Annotated in this window: 19 protein-coding genes; 10 read left to right on the top strand and 9 right to left on the bottom strand. The window is 67.0% G+C overall.

What is annotated here, in order from left to right; translation table 11 throughout:
- Positions 1–17: 17 nt before the first annotated feature.
- The 6 genes from AB0B90_RS22635 (at position 18) to AB0B90_RS22610 (ending at position 6,873) form a co-directional block, all read left to right on the top strand.
- Positions 18–3,098, top strand: a complete 3,081-nt coding sequence (locus AB0B90_RS22635) for a lantibiotic dehydratase (protein WP_362924508.1) — start codon at positions 18–20, stop codon at positions 3,096–3,098.
- Positions 3,095–4,261, top strand: a complete 1,167-nt coding sequence (locus AB0B90_RS22630; protein ID WP_362924506.1) for a lanthionine synthetase C family protein — start codon at positions 3,095–3,097, stop codon at positions 4,259–4,261. Before AB0B90_RS22635 ends, AB0B90_RS22630 begins: the two co-directional genes overlap by 4 nt.
- Positions 4,243–5,211 carry a thiopeptide-type bacteriocin biosynthesis protein gene (locus AB0B90_RS22625; RefSeq protein ID WP_362924504.1) on the top strand — a complete coding sequence of 323 codons (969 nt, stop codon included), beginning with the start codon at positions 4,243–4,245 and terminating at the stop codon, positions 5,209–5,211. Before AB0B90_RS22630 ends, AB0B90_RS22625 begins: the two co-directional genes overlap by 19 nt.
- Before the next feature lie 2 nt (positions 5,212–5,213).
- On the top strand, positions 5,214–6,323 hold the full coding sequence (locus AB0B90_RS22620) for a hypothetical protein (protein ID WP_362924502.1): 1,110 nt from the start codon (positions 5,214–5,216) through the stop codon (positions 6,321–6,323).
- 4 nt (positions 6,324–6,327) lie between these two features.
- On the top strand, positions 6,328–6,573 hold the full coding sequence (locus AB0B90_RS22615; RefSeq protein WP_362924500.1) for a hypothetical protein: 246 nt from the start codon (positions 6,328–6,330) through the stop codon (positions 6,571–6,573).
- A 111-nt stretch (positions 6,574–6,684) separates the two neighbouring features.
- On the top strand, positions 6,685–6,873 hold the full coding sequence (locus tag AB0B90_RS22610; RefSeq protein WP_362924498.1) for an ATP-binding protein: 189 nt from the start codon (positions 6,685–6,687) through the stop codon (positions 6,871–6,873).
- Between the two features lie 70 nt (positions 6,874–6,943).
- Here AB0B90_RS22610 and AB0B90_RS22605 read toward each other — a convergent pair whose 3' ends face one another.
- Positions 6,944–7,627 carry a DUF4352 domain-containing protein gene (locus AB0B90_RS22605; protein WP_362924496.1) on the bottom strand — a complete coding sequence of 228 codons (684 nt, stop codon included), beginning with the start codon at positions 7,625–7,627 and terminating at the stop codon, positions 6,944–6,946.
- A gap of 355 nt (positions 7,628–7,982) precedes the next feature.
- Between AB0B90_RS22605 and AB0B90_RS22600 the strand changes: the two genes are divergently transcribed.
- The gene (locus AB0B90_RS22600; protein WP_362924494.1) at positions 7,983–8,783 is read left to right on the top strand and encodes a hypothetical protein; all 801 of its coding nucleotides are present in this window, start codon (positions 7,983–7,985) and stop codon (positions 8,781–8,783) included.
- Between the two features lie 3 nt (positions 8,784–8,786).
- Here the strand turns inward: AB0B90_RS22600 and AB0B90_RS22595 are convergent, their stop codons facing one another.
- Positions 8,787–10,535, bottom strand: coding sequence for a prolyl oligopeptidase family serine peptidase (locus tag AB0B90_RS22595; RefSeq protein ID WP_362924492.1), 1,749 nt, complete (start codon positions 10,533–10,535; stop codon positions 8,787–8,789).
- Positions 10,532–11,809 (bottom strand): helix-turn-helix domain-containing protein, encoded by a 1,278-nt coding sequence (locus AB0B90_RS22590; protein WP_362924490.1) that lies wholly within the window; start codon positions 11,807–11,809, stop codon positions 10,532–10,534. The genes AB0B90_RS22595 and AB0B90_RS22590 overlap by 4 nt, the downstream gene beginning before the upstream one ends.
- Positions 11,810–12,582: 773 nt before the next feature.
- Here AB0B90_RS22590 and AB0B90_RS22585 point away from each other — a divergent pair.
- The gene (locus AB0B90_RS22585; RefSeq protein WP_362924488.1) at positions 12,583–12,966 is read left to right on the top strand and encodes a hypothetical protein; all 384 of its coding nucleotides are present in this window, start codon (positions 12,583–12,585) and stop codon (positions 12,964–12,966) included.
- A 57-nt stretch (positions 12,967–13,023) separates the two neighbouring features.
- On the opposite strand, the gene AB0B90_RS22580 is transcribed toward AB0B90_RS22585, so the two are convergent.
- Positions 13,024–13,215: a hypothetical protein gene (locus tag AB0B90_RS22580; RefSeq protein ID WP_362924486.1), complete on the bottom strand. Its 192-nt coding sequence runs from the start codon at positions 13,213–13,215 to the stop codon at positions 13,024–13,026.
- On the opposite strand from AB0B90_RS22580, the gene AB0B90_RS22575 reads away from it, so the two are divergent.
- Together AB0B90_RS22575 and AB0B90_RS22570 are read left to right on the top strand one after the other, a co-directional pair.
- Positions 13,138–13,536, top strand: a complete 399-nt coding sequence (locus tag AB0B90_RS22575; RefSeq protein ID WP_362924845.1) for an ATP-binding protein — start codon at positions 13,138–13,140, stop codon at positions 13,534–13,536. The genes AB0B90_RS22580 and AB0B90_RS22575 overlap by 78 nt on opposite strands.
- 432 nt (positions 13,537–13,968) lie before the next feature.
- Positions 13,969–14,484: a hypothetical protein gene (locus AB0B90_RS22570; protein ID WP_362924484.1), complete on the top strand. Its 516-nt coding sequence runs from the start codon at positions 13,969–13,971 to the stop codon at positions 14,482–14,484.
- A 54-nt stretch (positions 14,485–14,538) separates the two neighbouring features.
- Here AB0B90_RS22570 and AB0B90_RS22565 read toward each other — a convergent pair whose 3' ends face one another.
- The 5 genes from AB0B90_RS22565 to AB0B90_RS22545 form a co-directional block, all read right to left on the bottom strand.
- Positions 14,539–15,312: a hypothetical protein gene (locus tag AB0B90_RS22565; RefSeq protein WP_362924482.1), complete on the bottom strand. Its 774-nt coding sequence runs from the start codon at positions 15,310–15,312 to the stop codon at positions 14,539–14,541.
- 3 nt (positions 15,313–15,315) lie between these two features.
- Positions 15,316–17,499, bottom strand: a complete 2,184-nt coding sequence (locus AB0B90_RS22560; RefSeq protein ID WP_362924480.1) for a hypothetical protein — start codon at positions 17,497–17,499, stop codon at positions 15,316–15,318.
- The gene (locus tag AB0B90_RS22555) at positions 17,496–18,281 is read right to left on the bottom strand and encodes a hypothetical protein (protein WP_362924478.1); all 786 of its coding nucleotides are present in this window, start codon (positions 18,279–18,281) and stop codon (positions 17,496–17,498) included. The genes AB0B90_RS22560 and AB0B90_RS22555 overlap by 4 nt, the downstream gene beginning before the upstream one ends.
- 78 nt (positions 18,282–18,359) lie before the next feature.
- Positions 18,360–19,100, bottom strand: a complete 741-nt coding sequence (locus tag AB0B90_RS22550) for a Crp/Fnr family transcriptional regulator (RefSeq protein ID WP_362924476.1) — start codon at positions 19,098–19,100, stop codon at positions 18,360–18,362.
- Between the two features lie 109 nt (positions 19,101–19,209).
- Positions 19,210–19,425 (bottom strand): hypothetical protein (locus AB0B90_RS22545; protein WP_362924474.1); only part of this gene is annotated, 216 nt, incomplete at its 5' end.

The following is a 19,425-nucleotide window of genomic DNA, read 5'->3' as shown; positions in this document are numbered from 1 at the left end:
GAAGGAGTCGGATCACCGTGACCGTGCCCACGCGCTATCGGCACACCGGCCTGGTACTGGTGCGCGCGACGACAGACCCCGGCGACCTGGACCCGCCGACACACCTGGACGTATCCGACCCGGCCGCGATCGAACGGGAAGACCTGGCGTGGCTGGCGAAGATGTGGGGTCGCGGTGAGGTGCGCGAGGCACTGCGGATGGCCAGCCCGGTCCTGGGATCACGCATCGACCAGCTCCTACGCGCCGACACCGGCCCGGCCATCGGCGGCGACCTGCGTCGCGCCATCGTGTCTGTGGCCTCTTACCTGCTGCGCTGGCAACGGCGTGCCACCCCGTTCGGGATGTTCGCCGGGGTCGCCACCGCCGGCGTCGGCCTCGCGACGGCGGCAGTCGGCGCCCGACACCGTGCGCTGGTGCGCGCGGATGCCGAATGGCTCACGGCCCTGATCGACGAGATCGAGCGGTGCCCGGACCTACGCCCGCATCTGACGGTGGTGACCGACAGCGCCGGAATCGTGCGTGACGGCCGCTTCATCGTGGCCGGACGGGCACAGGTGGGTGCCCGCGCCCCCGGACCGCTACGAGAGATCTCCGTACGCCACACCCGGCCCGTGCGGGTCGCGCTGGCCGCGGCCACCTCGCCGATACGGTTCGACACGCTTGCCGCCCAGCTGACCTCCCATTTCCCGGCCACCTCGCCGGACAAGGTCCTCACTCTGCTGCACGGCCTGGTCGACCGGCGCATCCTGATCACCGGCCTGCGTCCACCGATGACGGCCGCCGACGGGCTGACCCACCTGATCGGCGCGCTACACACGGCGGGTGCGGAGCACCTGGCCGACATCGCGGCGCTGCTACATCGGCTTGAGGAGATCAGCGCGCAGTTGGTCCGCCACAACACCGGCGTCGACCCACAACAGGCCGCGGCGATCCGAGCGTCGGTCGCCGCGCGGATGACCGCGCTCGTACCCGGCACCGGGCATGTGCTCGCCGCCGACATGCGGCTGGACGCGCGGATCACCGTCCCCGAGCACGTGCTGGCCGAGGCCACACTCGCCGCCGGCGTTTTGCTACGCCTTTCCCCTCGGCCCTTCGGTTCGGCGGCCTGGCTCGACTACCACGTCCGCTTCCGCGCCCGTTACGGCCCCGGTGCTCTGGTGCCGGTGCGGGAGTTGGTCGCCGACTCCGGGCTCGGTTACCCCGGTGGCTATCTCGGCGCGCCACGCGCCCGGCCTGCCTGGCGGACGCTGACCGAGCGCGACGCCGTCCTGCTGGCGCTGATCCAGAAGGCGGTCCTGGATGGGGCCGAGGAGATCGAGCTGACCGAGACCGACATCCAGGCGTTGACCGTGGGCGAGTACGCCGACATCGTGCCGCCGCAGCGCATCGAGCTCGGTGTCGCGCTGCATGCCACCTCCATCGAGGCGATCGACCGGGGTGATTTCGAGCTACGGGTCACCGCCGCACCTCGCGCTCATACGAGCATGGCCGGACGATTCGCTCCTCTGCTCGGTGACACCGACCGCGCACTGTTGGCCGCGTCCTATGCGGCGGACGACCAGGACGCCGCGACGGCGGTGCAGCTGTCCTTCCCGCCTCGCCGCCCGCACAACGAGAACGTGGTGCGCCTACCGCGATTGCTGGCCGACGTCGTGTCCCTGTCCGAGCACCCTGACGGCGACGTGATCGACGTGGACGACCTGGCGGTCACCGTCGATGCCGACCAGATGTATCTGGTTCAGCGCTCCACCGGGCGGCGCGTGGTCCCCCGGATACCGCATGCGCTGGACACCTCCGTCCAGAGCCCGCCGCTGGCACGGTTTCTCGCCGAGGTCGCCGACGCGCGCAGCGCGGTTTTCGGGCCTTTCGACCTCGGTGCCGCGCGCACCCTGCCGTACGTCCCGCGCATCCGCTACCGGCGCACCGTACTGGCCTCCGCCCGCTGGATCCTCAGCTCCGCCGACCTGCCGGGCGCCTTCATCGGCGACCGGTGGGATGCGGCTGTGGGCGCCTGGCGGCAGCGGTGGCGGGTACCGGCAAGGGTCGTGCTGTGCGCTGGGGAGCTACGGCTTCCACTCGATCTGGAGCACGCGCTGGACCGCACCCTGCTGCGTACGCGGCTGGAGCGAGCCGGGCGGATCGAGCTGGCCGAGGACGGCCCGCCCGGCTGTCAGGACTGGATCGGGCGACCGACGGAACTGCTGATCCCGATGACCGCGATCACCCCGCCACCGCGCAGGCTGCCGGTGACCACGGCGCCGGGAGCCGTCCTGCTGCCAGGTGCTTCCGCGCTGGTGCACGCGCAGGTCGTAGGCAATCCCGCGCGGTTCGACGAGATCTTGACCGGTCACCTGCCTGCCTTCGTCGACATGCTCGGCCCACTGGTGGAGCGCTGGTGGGTGCGTCGGCACCGCGACATGATCCGGCTCGAAGCCGATCAGCACCTCGCCGTGTTCCTGCGGCTCACCGCCCCCGAACAGTACGGCTCAGCCGCCGACCACCTGGCTGCCTTCGCCGCCGACCTCCAGGCGCGTGGCCTGCCCGCTCAGCTCACCTTGGCTTCCTGCCCGCAGCATCCCGCACGCTACGGTGAGGGTCCGGCACTCATCGCGGCCGAGCGGGTGTTCGCCGCCGACACGGTGGCCGCCATCGCCCAAATCGCGATGGCCGAGGCTGCCGGGATCGCCGCCCAGGCCCTGGCCGCCGCCTCGATGGCGCACTTGGCCGCGGCTTTCGCCGCCGACACCACCTCCGGATACCGGGCGCTGATCCGGTGCTTGAAACAGCAGACCGGGCCGCTGGACCGGACGCTCCGCGACCACGCGCTCCACCTGGCCGACCCCGCCGAGGATTTCCGAGCCGTACGGCTTCTGCCGGGCGGCGACGCGGTGGCCGCCGCATGGCGCGTCCGGGACGCGGCCCTGACCTCCTACCATCGCGCTCTCGCCTCCCAGCGTGACCCGGTCACCGCGCTGCGCACCCTGCTGCACGAGCACCACGTGCGCGCCGTCGGCGTCGATCCGGCGTTCGAGCGGGTGACCGGTCGCCTCGCCCGTGCCGCCGCGCTGCGCCGCCTGGCCCTGGTCGATGCCCTGTGAACACCGACCCGGTCACGCTCACCACCGACGAAGTGGCAGGCCAGTCCCTGGCGACCGGGACGGCTGGGACCGCGCTCCTGCATATCGAGCGAGCCCTGAACGGCTCCGGGGGCTGGGCGAGCGCGCACACACACATCCGGCAGGCTGCGGCCGGTCCGATCGACGCCGCCGCGCACGCCGGGCTGTACTACGGAGCTCCGGCGATCGACTTCGTGCTGCACGCCGCCGCAGCTGGGCATTCCCGCTACCGCTCCACGACCACGACCCTGGACCGGCACGTACTACGCCTGACTCACCGGCGTCTGACGACCGCCGCAAGCCGGATGGAACGCGGCGAGGCCGCCACGTTCGGCGAGTACGACCTCTTTTATGGGCTGACGGGGATCGGCGCGCTCCTGCTGCACCGTATGCCCGGCAGCGAGATCCTCGCCGACGTGTTGCGCTACGTCATCCGGTTGACCGAGCCGCGTCACGACGATGGGCTCGAACTGCCGGGCTGGTGGGTGGCTCACGACCCAGACCCGACCCTGCCGACCCCTGGCGGGCACGCGAACTTCGGGATGGCGCACGGGATCGGCGGGCTGCTCGCCCTGCTCGCCCTCGCCACCTCCCGCAGCCGTGTGGTCGAAGGCCAAGACGAGGCGATCGAGTGCCTGCAAGTCTGGTTCGACCGGTGGCGGCAGGACTCGGCGGACGGGCCGTGGTGGCCGCAGTGGGTCACCCGTGAGGAACTGCGCACCGGCCGTCCCTGCCGAGACAGCCCAGGCCGTCCGTCCTGGTGCTACGGCGCGATCGGGATCGCTCGCGCCCAGCAGCTCGCGGCCATCGCCACCGACGATTCAACGCGGCGCGAGGCCGCAGAGAAGGTCCTGGCCACGTGCCTGTCCGACCGGCAACTCCACCGGATCACCGAGGCGGGACTGTGCCACGGGATGGCCGGGGTTTACCAGACCGCCTACCGAGCCGCCCGCGACGCGCGAAACCCTGCGATCGAACAGCGGCTTCCCGTAGTCGCCGCCGCACTGACCCGGCACACGGCGACCGTACGCGACGACAAGACCGGATTGCTGACCGGAGGTGCCGGAGTGGGCCTGGTGCTGGAGACCACGCGGCACGCCACGCCGCCACGCTCGGGATGGGACGCATGCCTGCTGATCACCTGACCGACGCCCCGCCCTACCAGATCGCGGACGGCGTGCTCGCTGTCCTCGCGGGCGCCGCCATTGGAACCAGCGCGGCCGAGAACGGCTTGGACCCGGCCGACCTCCAGGAAGCTCTGCGGGTGTATCAGGCCGCCGGGCTCACCGCGCTGGAGCGGCGCGCGGAAACGGGGTGGTATCAGCTTCATGTTCAGTTCCCCGGCTGGGACATCGCGGAGACGGCCGGAGCCATGTGGCTCGGGCCGCACCTGGACCGGCTTCAGGCCGAAGGGGCCGTGGCCGGATGGTGGTTCCTGCGCAAGCACCCTTGCTGGCGGCTACGCCTGCGCGGAGCGGACACTGCGGCGGTGGATCAGGTGCTCGACGAGCTGACCGCGTCCGGAGTGCTCGCACGCTGGTGGCCGACCGTGTACGAACCGGAAATCACCGCCTTCGGCGGACCGGCCGGTGTGAACGCCGTCCACGACCTGTTCTGCGCCGACAGCCGCGGCGTGCTGGAGTACGCCCGCCGGAGTGCTCCCGGCCTCGGCCGTCGCGAGCTGTCCGTCCTGTTGATCAATGGCCTGCTGCACGCGGCGGGACTGGACTGGTTCGAACGCGGCGACGTCTTCGGCCGGGTGGCCCGGCTGCGCCCCACACCTTCCGCCGTCGACGCCGCGCGCGTCGCACGGCTGGCGGACGGCGTACATGCCCTGCTGGCCCTGCCCGCACAGGTCGACAGCCCGCTGTTCGCACCCGGCGGGCCGGTCGAGTTCGCCGCGCCCTGGTTCGCCGCGTTCGAGGTCGCCGGCCGCCGACTCGGTGATGCGGCTGCTCAGGGCCGCCTCGACCGTGGGGTGCGCGCCGTCCTCACCCACGTGCTGATCTTCCACTGGAACCGGTTCGGCCTGTCAGCCACCACCCAAGGCGTTCTCGCCCGCGCGGTGATCGAAGCCATCCTGCCCCGGAGCTGATCATGGATATCGCGACGCTGAGCGCCGCCACGCGCCGCTTCCCGCTCCTGGGCCGTCCCCGGCCCGCCTGCCCATCACTTCCCGAACGGGTTACCGAGATCGCCGAGATCGCGGGCGCGGCCGGACGACAGGGCTCGGATGGCATGGCCGAAGGAGCCCATGCCTTGAACAAGGCCGCGTTGCTGGCCAGCGACTGCGGCCTGGCGGATCTGGCCCGTGAACTGTGCAGGCAGCACATCGACGTCTACCTCGCGGCAGGCCCTCGGCTCACCGTGCCGCAAGCCAGATACATGCTCGAACCCGTCCTCAACCTCGCCCGTCTCCAGATCCGCGCCGACAGTGGCGGGCAGGCCCTGCGACTGCTGAAGGCGATGTATCAGGCCGTCATCACGAACACCGAACTGGTCGTCGACGAGCGCACGCTGCCGCTGGCCGACCTCACCGGCACACGGCAGGAGCACCGCGAACTACGCGAGTGGGTCTGGCTGCAGTATCTCGCGGACGGGATCCGCGCCCTGGCCCTCGCCGGGCGCTGGGACGACGCGGTCGCGCACGCCAGGGCACACAGGGGCGTCGGACTGCACCTCATGGAGGGGCGGCAAGCCGCGATCATCGCCCACTGCCTGCGCGGAGCTCCGCTGGCGGCGCGCGCGGAACTGGAAGAGAGCACTCCGACGCAACCGTGGGAACAGCAGGTCTACTCCTGCCTGAACGTGATGTGCTCGGCCCCGAACGACGCATCGATCAGCCGGGACGTCACGGCGATGGTCGGGCACTTTCTCGGGCGGGAGCCTGTGCCCGGCTACGCGGTCTTCCGTGCCCGGCTCGGGCTGACCGTGGCCACCCTCGCCGACGTCGCCGACGCCGATGCGGCCGACCGCGTACTCGCCCAGGTAGTCGCGGAGACGGTCGAGGCCGGCGACGGATACGCCGCACGCGACGTGCTCGGATACCGTAGCCCTCGCATAGGGCTGACCGACGTGCGACGCGAGGCACTGTCGGAGCTGGTGACCCGCTCCGGTCTGGGATCCGGGATCTTGCCGGAGCCGCTGCTCGATTCGCTCATCAACTCGACACGGATCGCGAAAGAGGCACTGGCCGCGTCGATATGAGCCATTGCCTCCACTGGAGGAGCATCGTCATCCGGACTACGCCGCCACCGGAGAGTTCATCGCGGAGAAGCTCCGCGTGATGGGCCGCGGCTCTGCCCCCGGCTGGTCGACGACACCGAAGCACATCCCCGTCATCTCCCAGCGCTTCCCCGCCACCCCCGACCAGGTCAGAGGCGCCCGCGCCTTCGCCGCCGACATCCTCGGCGACGACCACCCCCTGCGCGACGACGCCACCCTCCTCACCAGCTAACTCGCCACCAACGCCATCGAACACGCCACCAGACCGACCGATACCGCAACCGCCCACACCGCCCGGGACGGTACGGAACCGGCCGAACAGCCGAGAGAGTTCGTCGCCACGGTGGCCTTCGTCCCGCACGGCGTGCTAATAGCCGTCCAGGACACCGGCTCCTCGCGGATTCCCTGCGTGAAGAACTCCGGGTTGGACGCCACGGGTGGTCGAGGACTGATGCTCGTCAACGACTTCGCGACCCCCTGGCGCTTTCAGCGCGACCCCACCGCGACCACCGTCTGGTTCGAGCTCACCTGACAGACCGACATGACGACGCGAGGTTGGACAAGCGTCGCCTCTTCGAGAGTGAGTGAACGCCTACCACCGATTACCGAAGGCCGACCCTGGCACCGGCGGAGAAGACGGAGTCACGCAGCACCAGCGTGGTGAGCTTGGCGCTCTTGGGTACGTCGTACAGCAGAATCCCCTTGACGCCGTTGCCGGGGTTGATCTGTTTGAGGTAGGCGTTGGAGTTCTTCAGGAGCATAACCGCAGTTCCAGAGTCGGCCTTAAACTCCCGGTACTTGCTGTCGAACAGCTTCTGGTTGTAATCGGAGAACGTCGCGGCCTTGCCCCCGACATTCTTCACCGTCACATGAATCAGAACGAACTGCCCCTGAGCCTTCTTGGCGAGCAGTCCCTGTCCCACCGCCGACCGCCTTTCTACCTTGGTTACCTTGAATGAGAACTTCCCGTCCCTGACCACATCCCCGATTCCGGGCGCCTTCGGGGTCGGCTTCGGGGTCGACATCTCAGCGAGGACCTCCTCCGCCTTCTGCACGGGCACGCCTGGCGAGAAAGTGGGCGATGGGGTACCCGCGGGCGTGTACGCGAGACTCTGCTCGTCCCTCGAACCGGCCCCGATGAGTACGTACACGAGCAGTGCCACGGGGGCCGCCACACCGAGCAAGAGGAGTTTCAGGCATCCGCCTCCCGGCTTCTTCGCAGGCTGCTGGTAGTTGTGGATGGTGGTTCCTTCCCTCATACCTCGGAGATGGAGAAGGTACGGCATGCGCGACCTCGGTTCGAGCGAGGTTACTCGGCCAGGTCCATCTCAGTTCCGAGGGGTACCAGCAAGGATGCCCGTTCGGTCTTCTCAGAGGTGCCTCTCGCCGTCCCATCTGCCCAACCGTGGACCCCGCCTACGGCCGAGCGGATCTCACCGAACACGGCGGCGGGGAGGAAAGGGGCCACAATCACCGACGACGTGCCGTCCTACGAGCAGGTCGAGGCATCGGTACGACCGACACCTGTGAAACGAGCCGTGTTCCTGATGCTCGGCTATGACGGCCCACAGGGGTGAGACACGTCCGTGATCAAGGTCGGGGAAGATTGCCCTTCCTTTCCCGGACTATCAAGGAACCCCTATGAAGCGAATGATCGCGAGCATCTCCGCGGTCACGGCCGTCGCGCTCGTGACCGGGGCACCCGCCCAAGCCCACGCTCAAGCCGCCCCTGCCGACCCGGTCAAGGCGTTAAAGAGCCAGTTCGTTCCGGGCAAGGGGGTGAGGTTCACCGACCGGACCACCATGATCGAAGAGGGCAAGGGGCAGCCTTACCTGCGGCGCACCGGCTCCTTCCAGTTTGGCCGAGGCGGGATCGTCGCCTCCGACATCAGCTCGAAGGGCCCCGGCCCAGCTGATGAAGTCTTCACCTCGTCCGTCTCCGGGCGGACGATCCGGATCGGCACCACGAGCTACTCTCAGGGCGGCACCTACCGCGACAAGATGCCGAGCGGTAAAAGCTGGTACAAGGGCTCGGACGGCATGACGGGCGGCGTGGGCGGCTGGTTCAGCCAGCTGGTGAACGTCGCAGAGCCGGCGACCCTGGCAAGCCTGCTCAAGGGCGCCAAGAAGTCACGTACCACCTACAGCGGCACCACCACCTTCGGCAAGCTCGCCAAGGTCTCGCCCTGGTTCCGTGCCACCCTGCCGCTCCGGTCGAGCGACAAGACCGTGGTGACGTTCAAGCTCACCCTGGACAGAAACCACCTGCCACAGCGCCTGACCACGTCCTTCCCACCCACTGGCATCTACGACAGCACCGGGTGGGAGGGCAATACGATCAGTGTCGAGACCCGCTTCACCGGCTGGGGCGGCAAGGTCTCCATTAAGGCGCCGCCCGTGAACAAGGTGACGACCAAGCTTGAGGACAGAGACGAGGAGTGACAATCAAACGTGCTCCAACTCCAGGCGGAGCACATGGTGGATGTCAGCAGCTCTCCGCAGGCTGTGTCCTGCCCCGGTGACAACGACCAGACGCGAGCCGGAACCCAAGTGCCGACTAAGAGTCCGAGCCTGGTCAAGTGGGGTTACCCGATCCTCATCTCCATGGATCAGAAGCAACGGACGTCGAATCGCGGCTTCTGATTCGCCGGAGAGCTCATCCCGGAGCAACTCCGCGTGATGAGCCTGGAACTTAGGTGCGGCTCTGCTCCAGCTCTCCAGATCGACCACGGCCGACCTGGCGATCCCGACCGCGAACACATCGGTGATCGCCAAGGCCCGTAAGACGGTGTACCCGCCGGCGCTGGCCCCCCAGATCGCCACCCGCCCAGGATCCGCCCGACCGGCGGACACCAACTGACGAGCCGCATCGGCGCAATCGGTGGCGTCGACCATCCCCCACTGATGACGAAGACCTAACCGATACGCGCGGCCGTACCCGGTGCTCCCCCGGTAGTCGACATCGACGACGGCGAAACCCCTGCTCGTGAAGTACTGCGCGTGGAGATCCAGCCGTAGCGGCCAGTTCGCTGTCGGCCCTGGGTGAGCCCGTACAAGCAGTGGCGGAGGCCCATCGCTTCCTCCCAAGGGCGGGTAGTAGAGGCCGTGCGCCTCACTCCCGTCGCGGGTGCCGAAAGTGAAAGGCTCCGGCCGGACGAGCGATGCCTGGTCAAGAGCGACGTCGGCCGGTGTGAGCTCACGAACGGCACCGCTGATCTCGGCCAACACGACCGTAGGTAACTGAGTGGGACTGGAGCCGATGAAGGCGACTTTCTCGTTTGCCGTCGCCAGGTAAGGCTTGATCGAGGTGTACGGCAACGCGAGCCGTTCCACATCACCGCCAGAGCGCTTCACAACCAAGGAGTGCAGCGCCCCCTGCTGGACGACGGCTATGACCTGGTCACCCTGAAAAACATAAGTGCGATACCCGAACTCCCAGGGAGCCGCCGCGACCTCGAACGCCCCCGTGATGACCGGCTCGGCATGGCCGTCGCGCCAGGCGTACAGATTCCACCAGCCCGACCGGTCGGAGACGAAGTGCAGCACCCCCTCGTCGCTCCACCGCGGCTGGCACACCGACTCCTCATCCCCGCCCGCGACCAGCCTCGTACCGGTAAGCGCACCATCAGGCCCGATGTCGGCCAGCCAGAGCCGGGAACCGTCCCACGGCATGAGCGGCACGTTCCATGAGACCCAGGCGAGTTGCTTCCCATCAGGGCTGGGCTCCGGGGACATGTAGAAGTCCTCGCCGGAGGCGATGATCGACGGCTCGGCCGACAGAACGACCAGCTCGTTGTGGATGCCGTTCTCTTCGTGACGTTCCCGTACACAGACCAACTCGCCGGTGCCCGGAAGAAGACGAAGGTCGGCATAGCGCCAGGTTCCCGACGACGCGGGAGTCACCGGCACGGGGTGTCCGCCGTCGCGTACGTGATAGGCCCGCTGGTCATCCGCGTTGCAGAACCACAGATCCCGCTCGGTGGCCAGATAGGCACCTCCGCCGTACTCATGCACGTAGGAAGCGACGTGGAAGCCCTCCGGCAGCACGTCCTGGCGGCCCTCGGCAGCGGTCCAGCGCACGAGCACATCCCCGTCCGACCGTCCCTCGATCCAGTAGACGGTCTCACCGACCGCTTGGACCGCGTCGTACGAGATGGTGGCGCGGGCGACGACCTCAGCGGGGATAGGGCTCACTCTTGCAATGATCGGACGAAGTCATCCAGTTCGCGAGCGACCCCGGGTTGCCGGGGCGCCACCCGGTCCCGGAAGCGGTGGACCCGGGACATCCCGGCGACCGATCCTCGCCGGGCGAACACGACGATCGCCTCCTGGGCCAGCCGTACGGCCTCGGCGGGTTCGCCTTCTCCGAGGCGTGCCTGCGCCAGGTCCACGGTGAGTTCCGCCTTGCGGCGCACGCACGTGGCGGGAACCCCGCCGATGGCCTGCTCGAAGGAACGGGAGGCCTGGGTGTAGTCACCGAGTTCGAGGAGGCAGTTGCCCTGGTAGCCGAGCAGTCGCTCGCGGTCGAAGTCGTACATCCATTCGTCCCGCTCGTCACCGGCCCGTTCCAGGGCCATGTTCGCCTTGTTGAGTTCGGCCAGTGCCGCTCTGCCGTCGCCCGCGTGGACGCGTGCGGTGGCGCTCACGGCGTGCAGCCAGGACCTCGTCACGTGGGTCACAGAACGACCGGCCGTGTCCAGAGCCGCTGAAGCGTGTCGAACGGCTTCATCGGCCCGTCCGGCCGTATCCGCGGTGATGGAACGGTAAGCGCTGACGTAGGAGCGAAGCCCTTTGTCGCCCGCTTCCCCAAGAGCGTCCAAGGCGGTGGCGTACCTGTGTCCCATCGCGAAGTGGTCACCGAGATCGAACCAGATCCACGCCGCGAACCCGGCCGCTTCTCCCGCCGCGTAGGCGATTCGCCGTCGCAGCTTGTCAGGGGCGGGAGCCTCCAGGAGAGAGCACAGAAGGGCGAGGTGTCCGTCGACCGGGACGAGCATCTCGGCCGATGTCAGTTCGTGGTAGAGGCGGCGCTGGCGCACGGTGATCATTTCGATGTCCTCCACCACGGCGGAGGTGATCGCCGAAGCGTGCTTGCCACATGTGCTGAGCCGTCCCCAGTCGACACCGGAATCCGGTGCCTCCGAACTGGGCCTGCGCGCGGCTTCGCTGCGGTGACGGAGATGCGCCTGCTCCCGGATGACACCCGGGAGCATGTTGTTGAGCGTTCCGCCCGCGCCGAGGGCGGTGTCGCATGCGAGGACCACGGATTCCGAGGGAGCGACCGAGGCCCGTTCCACGGCGCCGAGGTGTTGCCAGGAGTATCCGGTCAGCTCGCCGAGGTCCATCAGCGTGAGCGAGCGCGCCTTGCGGAGTTCGCGCATCCTGGATCCCAGCGCGGCGAGCAGTGACGAGCCTGGGTCGAGGGGCTTGGCCGGCCGCCCGCGACCGCCTTTCCTTTCGGTAGCCATCCGAACACTCCCTGCTGTTTTTGCTGTTCGTTGCGAACAAATCAGGTCGTGCGGTCTGCTGTCAGCACCTTGAGCAAGCTGGATCGTGAGAGATGGACGCCCATGAGCACCGCCTCGATACATGCCCTCGATCGGCTGAAGAAACGCGCCTCCGAGCACGCGGGCGACGCCGCTCTGCCCGACGAAGCGCGCCGAGGTACGGCGAGAACTTCTCCGCGCGTATCCACTGCCCGCAGCAGCGGCGAGAAAGAACAGCGACCCGATCCGGCGGGGAACGGCGGGCGCTCACGACCGGCGAGCCCAAGAACATCAAAAACGGCTCTGCCTGGCGAATGGCGTCGCCTGGCAGAGCCTCGACCGCACTCTGGAGGTGCGCGATCTGTGTCTCACAGTAGTAGAACTCCGAAAATCATCCGTATCCGTTGGCATGCCGAGCGTCCGCCCTCGCCCCTGGGCTGCCGTTGGTGCGGTCATCCCCCGTACGCGCACGACGCCGCCAGCCTGCCGCACCGGCCGGGGCACCTGTGGGAGCAGCCCACCTCGGCCCAGGTCCGTACCCGCATGACGGCCCGGCGCCGCCTCGGCCTCTGCGGCCGACTGCCCGCGCCTTCCGCACCGGCCACCATGACCCCACGCCCACCGATCCACCCCCTCCCAGGCTCCCCCATCAGCCGGGGACGCCACGCGCGACCGGCCACCCCGCCGTACGGACGTGAATCGCCGCCGGGTACTCGGCCCGGCAGGCGCGAGACGCACCGGAAGGGAGTGACGGCATGAGCAGCACCCTCTCCCTCGAAACGGAGAACCTCCGGCACGAACCCGGCGACGATCCCCGCGCGCTGCGCACCCTGACGCTCCGCTTCCCCGACTGGCGCCCCTGGTACGGCCACGCCACCGGACGCTGGTGGGCACTCTCCCCCACCCGATACCGCCAACGCATCGGCCTCCTCGAAGCCGACACCCCCGCCGAACTCGCCGCCCGGATACAGCACATCGAGGACTTCCATCCCCACCCCGAACAGACCCACCAGACGACCAACGGGGACCTCAGTGCCGCCGAAGACAACGAAGACAACACAGGCAACGAGACCACCGGCAAGGGAGGTGACCGGGATGACCGTACGACTGCTGTCCGTACTCGCCGGAGTGCTCGCTGACCGATTCCGGACGGCGACCTACGACCCCAACGGACCGGCCACCACCATCTGGCCGCCCTACCCGGGCCGGATCCCCGGCTGGTCGACGACGCCGAACCACCCCCTGTCATCTCCCAGCGGTTCCCGGCCACCCCTGACCAGGTCAGGAGCGCCCGTACCTTCGTCGCCGACATCCTCGGCGACGACCACCCACTCCGCGACGACGCCACCCTCCTCACCAGCGAACTCGCCACCAACGCTGTCGAACACACCACCAAACCGACCAACACCCAGTCGACCGACATCCAGCCGGTCGACACCGAACCGACCGGCACCCAACCAGCCGACGCCGGAACAGCCGCCCCCGAGCCGAAGGCCCCACCACGGGAGTTCGTCGTCACGGTGGCCTTCACCCCGCACGGTGTCATCATCACCGTCCAGGACCCCGGCTACACACAGATCCCCCACGTCAAGAACCCCAGCCTGAACGCCACCGGCGGCCGAGGACTCCTCCTCGTCAACGACCTCGCCACCCGCTGGGGCTTCCACCGCGCCCCCACAACAACCGTCATCTGGTTCGAACTCACCTGACAAACCGATGTGGCGGCGCGAGCCTGAAGAAGCCGCGCCGCCACCCGGTCCCGCTCGGCGGTCGAGCACCGGCAATGGCCACACCTACCTGGGTATCATGCGGAATTCACCGACTTTCGGCTGGGCGGATCGGCTGCGAGCGAGCCGGTCGTGCAGCGGGGTCAGCTCGGCCACGACGTGCTGACAACCGAATCGTCGGACCGCGCCACGACACCCTCCCTGCCAGCTGATTCGTCTCAAGCGCGTCTTCATCACCTGTGACCGCGCTCGGTCACCATCGAAAGTGAGCCAGAGCCCCTGAGGTACGGGCCCGCCCTGCCGTAACAATCGAAAAGTAAGAAGTGGCTGCAAGGCAGCAGAAATGCGGGTGTGCGCGCCGGAGAAGAGCTGAGGCTGGAAATGTCTCGGTAGAACTGCTCTCTGGGGGTCACGGTGGTACGACGCAAAGCGCACGATGAACTGAAAGCGGTCGAGTCTCTGAACATCGCTTTACAAACTCTCACGATCTTCCATGGTTACGTTCAGCAGGCTGATGCCAAGCTGGCCACGATGGCTACCGTCCATCTCGGATTCACCGCAGTCGCCGCCACCCAGGCCGGTGACCTGGGTGGGGCGTGGAAGAGTGGTCCGCCGCTGGCGGTCGCCACGGCCATCTTGACTGTGCTCTTTGCGGTCGGGTGCTTCGTCTCCGGACACCACCTCGTTGCCGCCCTGCGTCCTCGTCTCACTGGCCCGGCAGGACCCAACAGGTTCGGCTTGATCCGGCCGACAGAGGTTCCCTCGCCCGCCGGCGCGGCGGAGCAGCAGCGTGAGGTGTGGTCGCTGATCTCTACTCTCGCTGACATCGCGCTACGCAAGCACGAGCGGATTCGGCGCAGCCTGCCCTGGTTGGCCTTGATGCCCTTTGCCACTGTTGCCTGGCTGGCGCTGACGGCACTGATCGGTTGACCATCCGCTGGGTGAGAATGCAGCTACTTCTGCGCGAGGTCGTGGGTCGCTAGGTTAGGAGATCTCCTCGAGAGGAGCGAACAGGGAGTCGGGGCCAGCCGCCGGCAGTGGAATCCCGAGTCGTGCGAAGGCCTCACGCAGCGCGCTGTCGCTGGCGAGTACGAGATCGTAGACGTTCGCCGAGTGCTGGGCATCCACGATCTTTGCGACAAGAGTGAGAAGTTTCTCGGCGTCCTCCCGGCGGGTTTCGAGCATCTGCTCGAAGATGTCGGCGGTGTTACCGGGGTTCTCGGTCAGCCGTATTGCGTAGCGGGCTAACGAGCTCTTGGTGGCTTCTGACAGGAGTTCCGCATAGACCTCGCTGGACTCTCTGAGTTTTTTCACACGCAACTTCGTGGCCTCTGCTTGCGCCTCGATCTCGTACATGTTGATCAGGTGGGCACGACTGATCGTTTTCACCTCCTCAGGCAGTCCGAGCTCGGCCTTTGCTCTCCAGCGGGAGATGATCGCGTTGTCAGCGTGCGGTGCTGTGGCGAGGCGGCGCTCAAGGACCTCGTTGACCGCCTTCTCGGCTGCGCTCGATTCAAAGATGGAGTGGTTGCGTGTCGTGGCACGGACTGTCTGCCGCACGAGGTCGTAAACGCAGTCGATCTCTTCTCGGTCGGGTGTCCATGCGCTGCGTCTGCCGCTGGGCAGCCGAGACAGGCGCACTGCCACGGTGAAGTCGAACGCCTCTCCTGACGCGGGTGCGGAGAAGGTCAGAGCATCGCTCACCTCAGGACGGGAGGGTTCGGGGGCGGTGTTGAAGCGCTGGATGAGGAACGACATCGGTCAACCGTCCTTCAGGATGCGAGTCAGATGGTGAAAGAGCGGGGCGGAAATAGTCTGGTCGTGCTGCCATAGCAGCAGGTAGAGCTGGTAGGTGCGGCGCAGCCGGAGGGTGCCTGACCTGCTGGCTCTGAAGACGCCTTCGAGGACCGGCCGCAGCGACGGCCGCTCCTCCCATTCCCTCACCCAGTCGGTGAACAGCTGCCATAGCTGGCCGGCCAGGCCTGATCCTCGCCCTGCCATCTCGTCAGGAGACAGGCTCAGTTCCAAAGAGCGGGTCCACAAGGCGATCAGGTCGGCCTCGGCGGCATGGTCGAGCAGGACAGGCCGGGCGCCGTTGTGGCGTAGCGGGCTGAGCCGCGCGAGCGCGAGTGCGGCGGCGAGCCATCCGCCGAACTTGTCCGCGCGCGCCCATCCGGCCAGCTCCTCGGCGATGGGGCGCGCGGTGTCGGCGCCATAGATATCGGAGATGGAGCGGGCCACGGCATCGCAGAGCCAGTAGTTTTTCGTGGTCAGTGTGATCACGCGGAACGACTTGAACACCTCGTCGATGTTCTGCATCCCTGTTCGCGAACCGTAGGCGATCGCCGCCGTGATTCGCCGCTGATGAGGGCCGGTTTCGGACCATGTCCGGAGCAACGCATGCACCCGATCTCTCATCTCCGGATCGCTGGTTGCGGCCTCCAGCGCCCACGCGGCGAGTTGTTTCGGTCTGACCTTGGTGGAGCGGCTCCATTCGTCGAGGAACTCTCTTTCAATCAGATCGAAATCGCAGGTCGCGAGCAGGCCGACGGCGTGCGCGACCTTGATCCGCACATGTTCGTCGGTGCTTTCACCGAGATGGCGCAACCACACGTAGAGGTGGTCGCGAACGGCAGGCAGCTCTTCCCAGATCATCGGCAAGAGCAACGGGGCGAGCTCATCACGCAGTTGCAGGCGACGCCCTTCACCTCGTCGATCTCCCTGCACTGTGCTGATCCCCGAGTAGCTCAGCCAGTTGCCGAGTCGCTCCCATATCGAAGTGTCGTCGTCCTCACTTTCCTCCTTTCCGTCGCGAATTTGCTGGGAGAGGCTAAGGGCGGCCCGGGACACAACCGGTTCGGACAGGCCGTGCAGCACGGCGCTGCTCACCAGGAAATACCGGCCGAATCTCGTTGGTTCTTTGTCGAGATGCTTGTGAAACCGCGTGCGGGTGAACAGCGGCTGAGCGTTGAGCACATCGGCTATGGTCTGGTTTCGCTGTACGCCATTGGCCAACTGCTGGGCGAGCTGCAACGCCTCGGCCGGTTGGCAATCCGCCAGTCGCCCGACGATGTCATGCTCGTCCAGCCTGTGCGCCTGCCAGGCGTCCGGATCGCTGAGCAGGTAGGCGAAGGTCTTTCGAAAGACCTGGTCGGCGGTGGGCGGTGTGTGGTCCACCACCCGGTGGGGAAGATCGTAGCCGGGGCCGACCAAAACGACGATGCGGCAGTCACGGCGCGCCGCCACGGCCGATAGATAGTCGGCGACCTCTTCCAACTGCGCTGTCCAGGAGCTTTCATCGGCGAGCAGGAGGTATCCGATGCCCTTGTCCAGATGGCTCATGTCGACGTGGATGGGTTCCCCTCTGACCATCAGTCGGTGGCACGATTGGGTGACCTCCAGCAGCGCAGCGATGGCAGTCATAGTCCTGCCGGTGTTGCGGGGGCCGCGCAGCAGCAAGAGGGGTTCGTCGACCAGCAGCTTGGCCAGCTGAGTCTGCGATTCGGTGGGAACCAGGCAGGCTTTGAGGCGTTCCAGGCGCTCTGCGGTGACCGGGGCGCTCTGCACAGGCGGGCCGTCGGATGAAGAGACGTTGTAGAAATCGCGGCCGGCGCCATAAACCCGGGCGTAGTCGCTGGCGTGATTGACGGGGCCACCGAACCAATCACGTCCCGCTGTCGTGTCCTGTCCGGCCTTCAGTTTTCGCAGGCTGGCCAGCCGCAGCCGCAGGTGTTCCTTCTCCTTCCGGATACGGCTGGCCAACGCGTCGTCTTCCTCGTACTCATCGTGGCTGTCGCGCTCATCGTCATCCTGGTCATCCTGGTCTTGATGGTCGTGCTCGTCGCGATCGGATACCTGCGATGGCTCTGCGGCCGGCGGGGGCGTATCTTCCTGCCCGCGGCTCTGTGTGGTGGGGGCATCCGGTCCAGGTGCGGGCTCACTCATCGAGGGGGCCTTTCCCGCCGCTGATTCCCGTCGAAGAAGGCGTCTCTGCCGCCCGAGACCACAACGCCGTTACCGCTGGCAGTGTTGATGCTTCCGCCGTAGTAATCGCGGCCGGCGCTGACCTTGCCGGTGCCGGTGCTTTCCTCCGGATCCCCCGCACCACCTGTCCTGGAGACGACGTCGTAGTCATCCAGTTCCGAAAGCCGGTGCACGTTGTGTCCGGGAAGATGGACATAAGCGCGGTACTGTTGGGATTTGGCCTTCACCTGCACGTGACGGAAGTCCTCGGGGGAGGGGCCACCGTAGCCCTGTCCAACGAAGTCCTCAAATATCCGATCTGAAACGATCACGCCGAGGTTGGCCTCCGAACACGCGCTCATGGCAGCGCGCAGCGGATCGGCCCCCACCAAACGCCCCGACTGCACGGCGTGGCCGCCCGGCGACCCGGCCGCGCCGTCTACATGGATGTGCCCGCCGTGCACAGCCAGGCGTAGGCGCGTGCGAAACCGTCCTCGATTGACAGCCTCGATGCCTTGCGCGAGAGCGGTGACGAAGGGTCCCAGGACGGCCGTGGTATCGGTCCCCGACGGTAAGACGGTGAACTCACCGTCTCCCTGTGGTTGCCGCTTCCACTCTAGAGACGCCAGCCCCGCCGCCACAGCAGCCAGGTCAAACACCCAGATGAGTGTCTTTTGCAGCTCCACCTGGTCGCCATCGCGGCGACTCCCATAGTCCTCGATATCCGAGGTGATCATCAGACGGTATTCTCGCTCATCGCGCATTTGCCCCTCCTGGATTCTCGGCTCCGCGGTCGCGTGCCAGCGTCGATTGTGCGGACGATCGGCGTTCGAAGACCCGGATTAATAGGGTTTTGCCGGATGATTTCCCAAAGGAAGTGGAGGGAGATTGGCAAAAGCCGTCAAGCCCGCAAGGTCGGTGACGATCACTCGCCGATGGCCGGTGCGTACCAGCCCTCGCGCTGACAGAGCACGCAGGATCTTCTGAACAGTGCTCTCCTTGGCGCCGATCAGGCCGCCGAGCTCGATCTGGGTCAGCGGGACGCCCAGGTCCACACCTTCAGGGCCGAGGCGGCCATGCCTGGCGGCCACGGCCAGCAGCAGTCGGGCCAGGCATACGTCGCTGTCGTATCCGGCGAACTCCAGTCGACGTTGGTTGGCCCAGCGCAGCCGGTCACTGATCAGAGTGCTAAGTGTCAGAGCGGCGGAAGGGTAGCGCCGCAAGTACTCCAGGAAAACTTCGCCCTTGATCAATTTGATGACGGTCGCCGCGCTCGTGAGGGCGGTCGCCGAGCGGGCCGAGCCGTCTAGCACAGCCATGTCACCGATCACATCTCCCCGGACCCGCACCGCCAGCAGCGCCTCCTTGCCGTTTTCCGTGCGCGCGGTCACCTTGACCAGGCCATGCGTGAGGACGAAGACGAGGTTTCCGGCATCGCCCTGGCGGATCAATACATGATCAGCCGGATACGTTCGGGTAACCCCCAGCGCGAGTAAGGCCTGTCGGGATGGCTCCGATAGCCGCTTCAGGAAGGTTCCCGACGGCCAAGGGGATGTTCCCGATGAAGCCGGAACCCGCCGCATGGAGGCCCTCCCAGGAGACAAGGCGAACGCGCTTTCAGCGCGAATATGATATCCAGGAAAAGAATCAACGATACCTTTTCGCCATAACGGGCACCCTTATTTGCAGATATTAGAATTCCTTTTCAGAAATCGCGAGCCCATTGCACCCCTTCTTTTCGCAAGAAAGATCAATATAACCGGATGGATCGGCTAGGGCGTGTTTTAGAAGTGGACGCTGTCCTTTGCTCCGCACCGTAATGATCTCGGTGTGGGGCGAGGGGATCTTTCTGATGAGCAGTGGGCGGTGCTGGAGCCGTTGCTGCCGGTCGCGGTGTTGGGCAGGCCG

The sequence above is a fragment of the Streptosporangium sp. NPDC049078 genome (assembly GCF_040648855.1).
Classification (GTDB): Bacteria; Actinomycetota; Actinomycetes; order Streptosporangiales; family Streptosporangiaceae; genus Streptosporangium.
The sequence above is the reverse complement of the archived record's forward strand: the minus strand, read 5'-3'. Positions and strand labels throughout refer to the sequence as shown.

Coding starts and splice junctions, on each gene's coding strand:
- AB0B90_RS22625 (WP_362924504.1), top strand. CDS start 4,243: ATGCCTGCTGATCACCTGACCGACGCCCCGCCCTACCAGATCGCGGAC.
- AB0B90_RS22620 (WP_362924502.1), top strand. CDS start 5,214: ATGGATATCGCGACGCTGAGCGCCGCCACGCGCCGCTTCCCGCTCCTG.
- AB0B90_RS22605 (WP_362924496.1), bottom strand. CDS start 7,627: ATGCCGTACCTTCTCCATCTCCGAGGTATGAGGGAAGGAACCACCATC.
- AB0B90_RS22600 (WP_362924494.1), top strand. CDS start 7,983: ATGAAGCGAATGATCGCGAGCATCTCCGCGGTCACGGCCGTCGCGCTC.
- AB0B90_RS22590 (WP_362924490.1), bottom strand. CDS start 11,809: ATGGCTACCGAAAGGAAAGGCGGTCGCGGGCGGCCGGCCAAGCCCCTC.
- AB0B90_RS22585 (WP_362924488.1), top strand. CDS start 12,583: ATGAGCAGCACCCTCTCCCTCGAAACGGAGAACCTCCGGCACGAACCC.
- AB0B90_RS22565 (WP_362924482.1), bottom strand. CDS start 15,312: ATGTCGTTCCTCATCCAGCGCTTCAACACCGCCCCCGAACCCTCCCGT.
- AB0B90_RS22560 (WP_362924480.1), bottom strand. CDS start 17,499: ATGAGTGAGCCCGCACCTGGACCGGATGCCCCCACCACACAGAGCCGC.
- AB0B90_RS22555 (WP_362924478.1), bottom strand. CDS start 18,281: ATGCGCGATGAGCGAGAATACCGTCTGATGATCACCTCGGATATCGAG.
- AB0B90_RS22550 (WP_362924476.1), bottom strand. CDS start 19,100: ATGCGGCGGGTTCCGGCTTCATCGGGAACATCCCCTTGGCCGTCGGGA.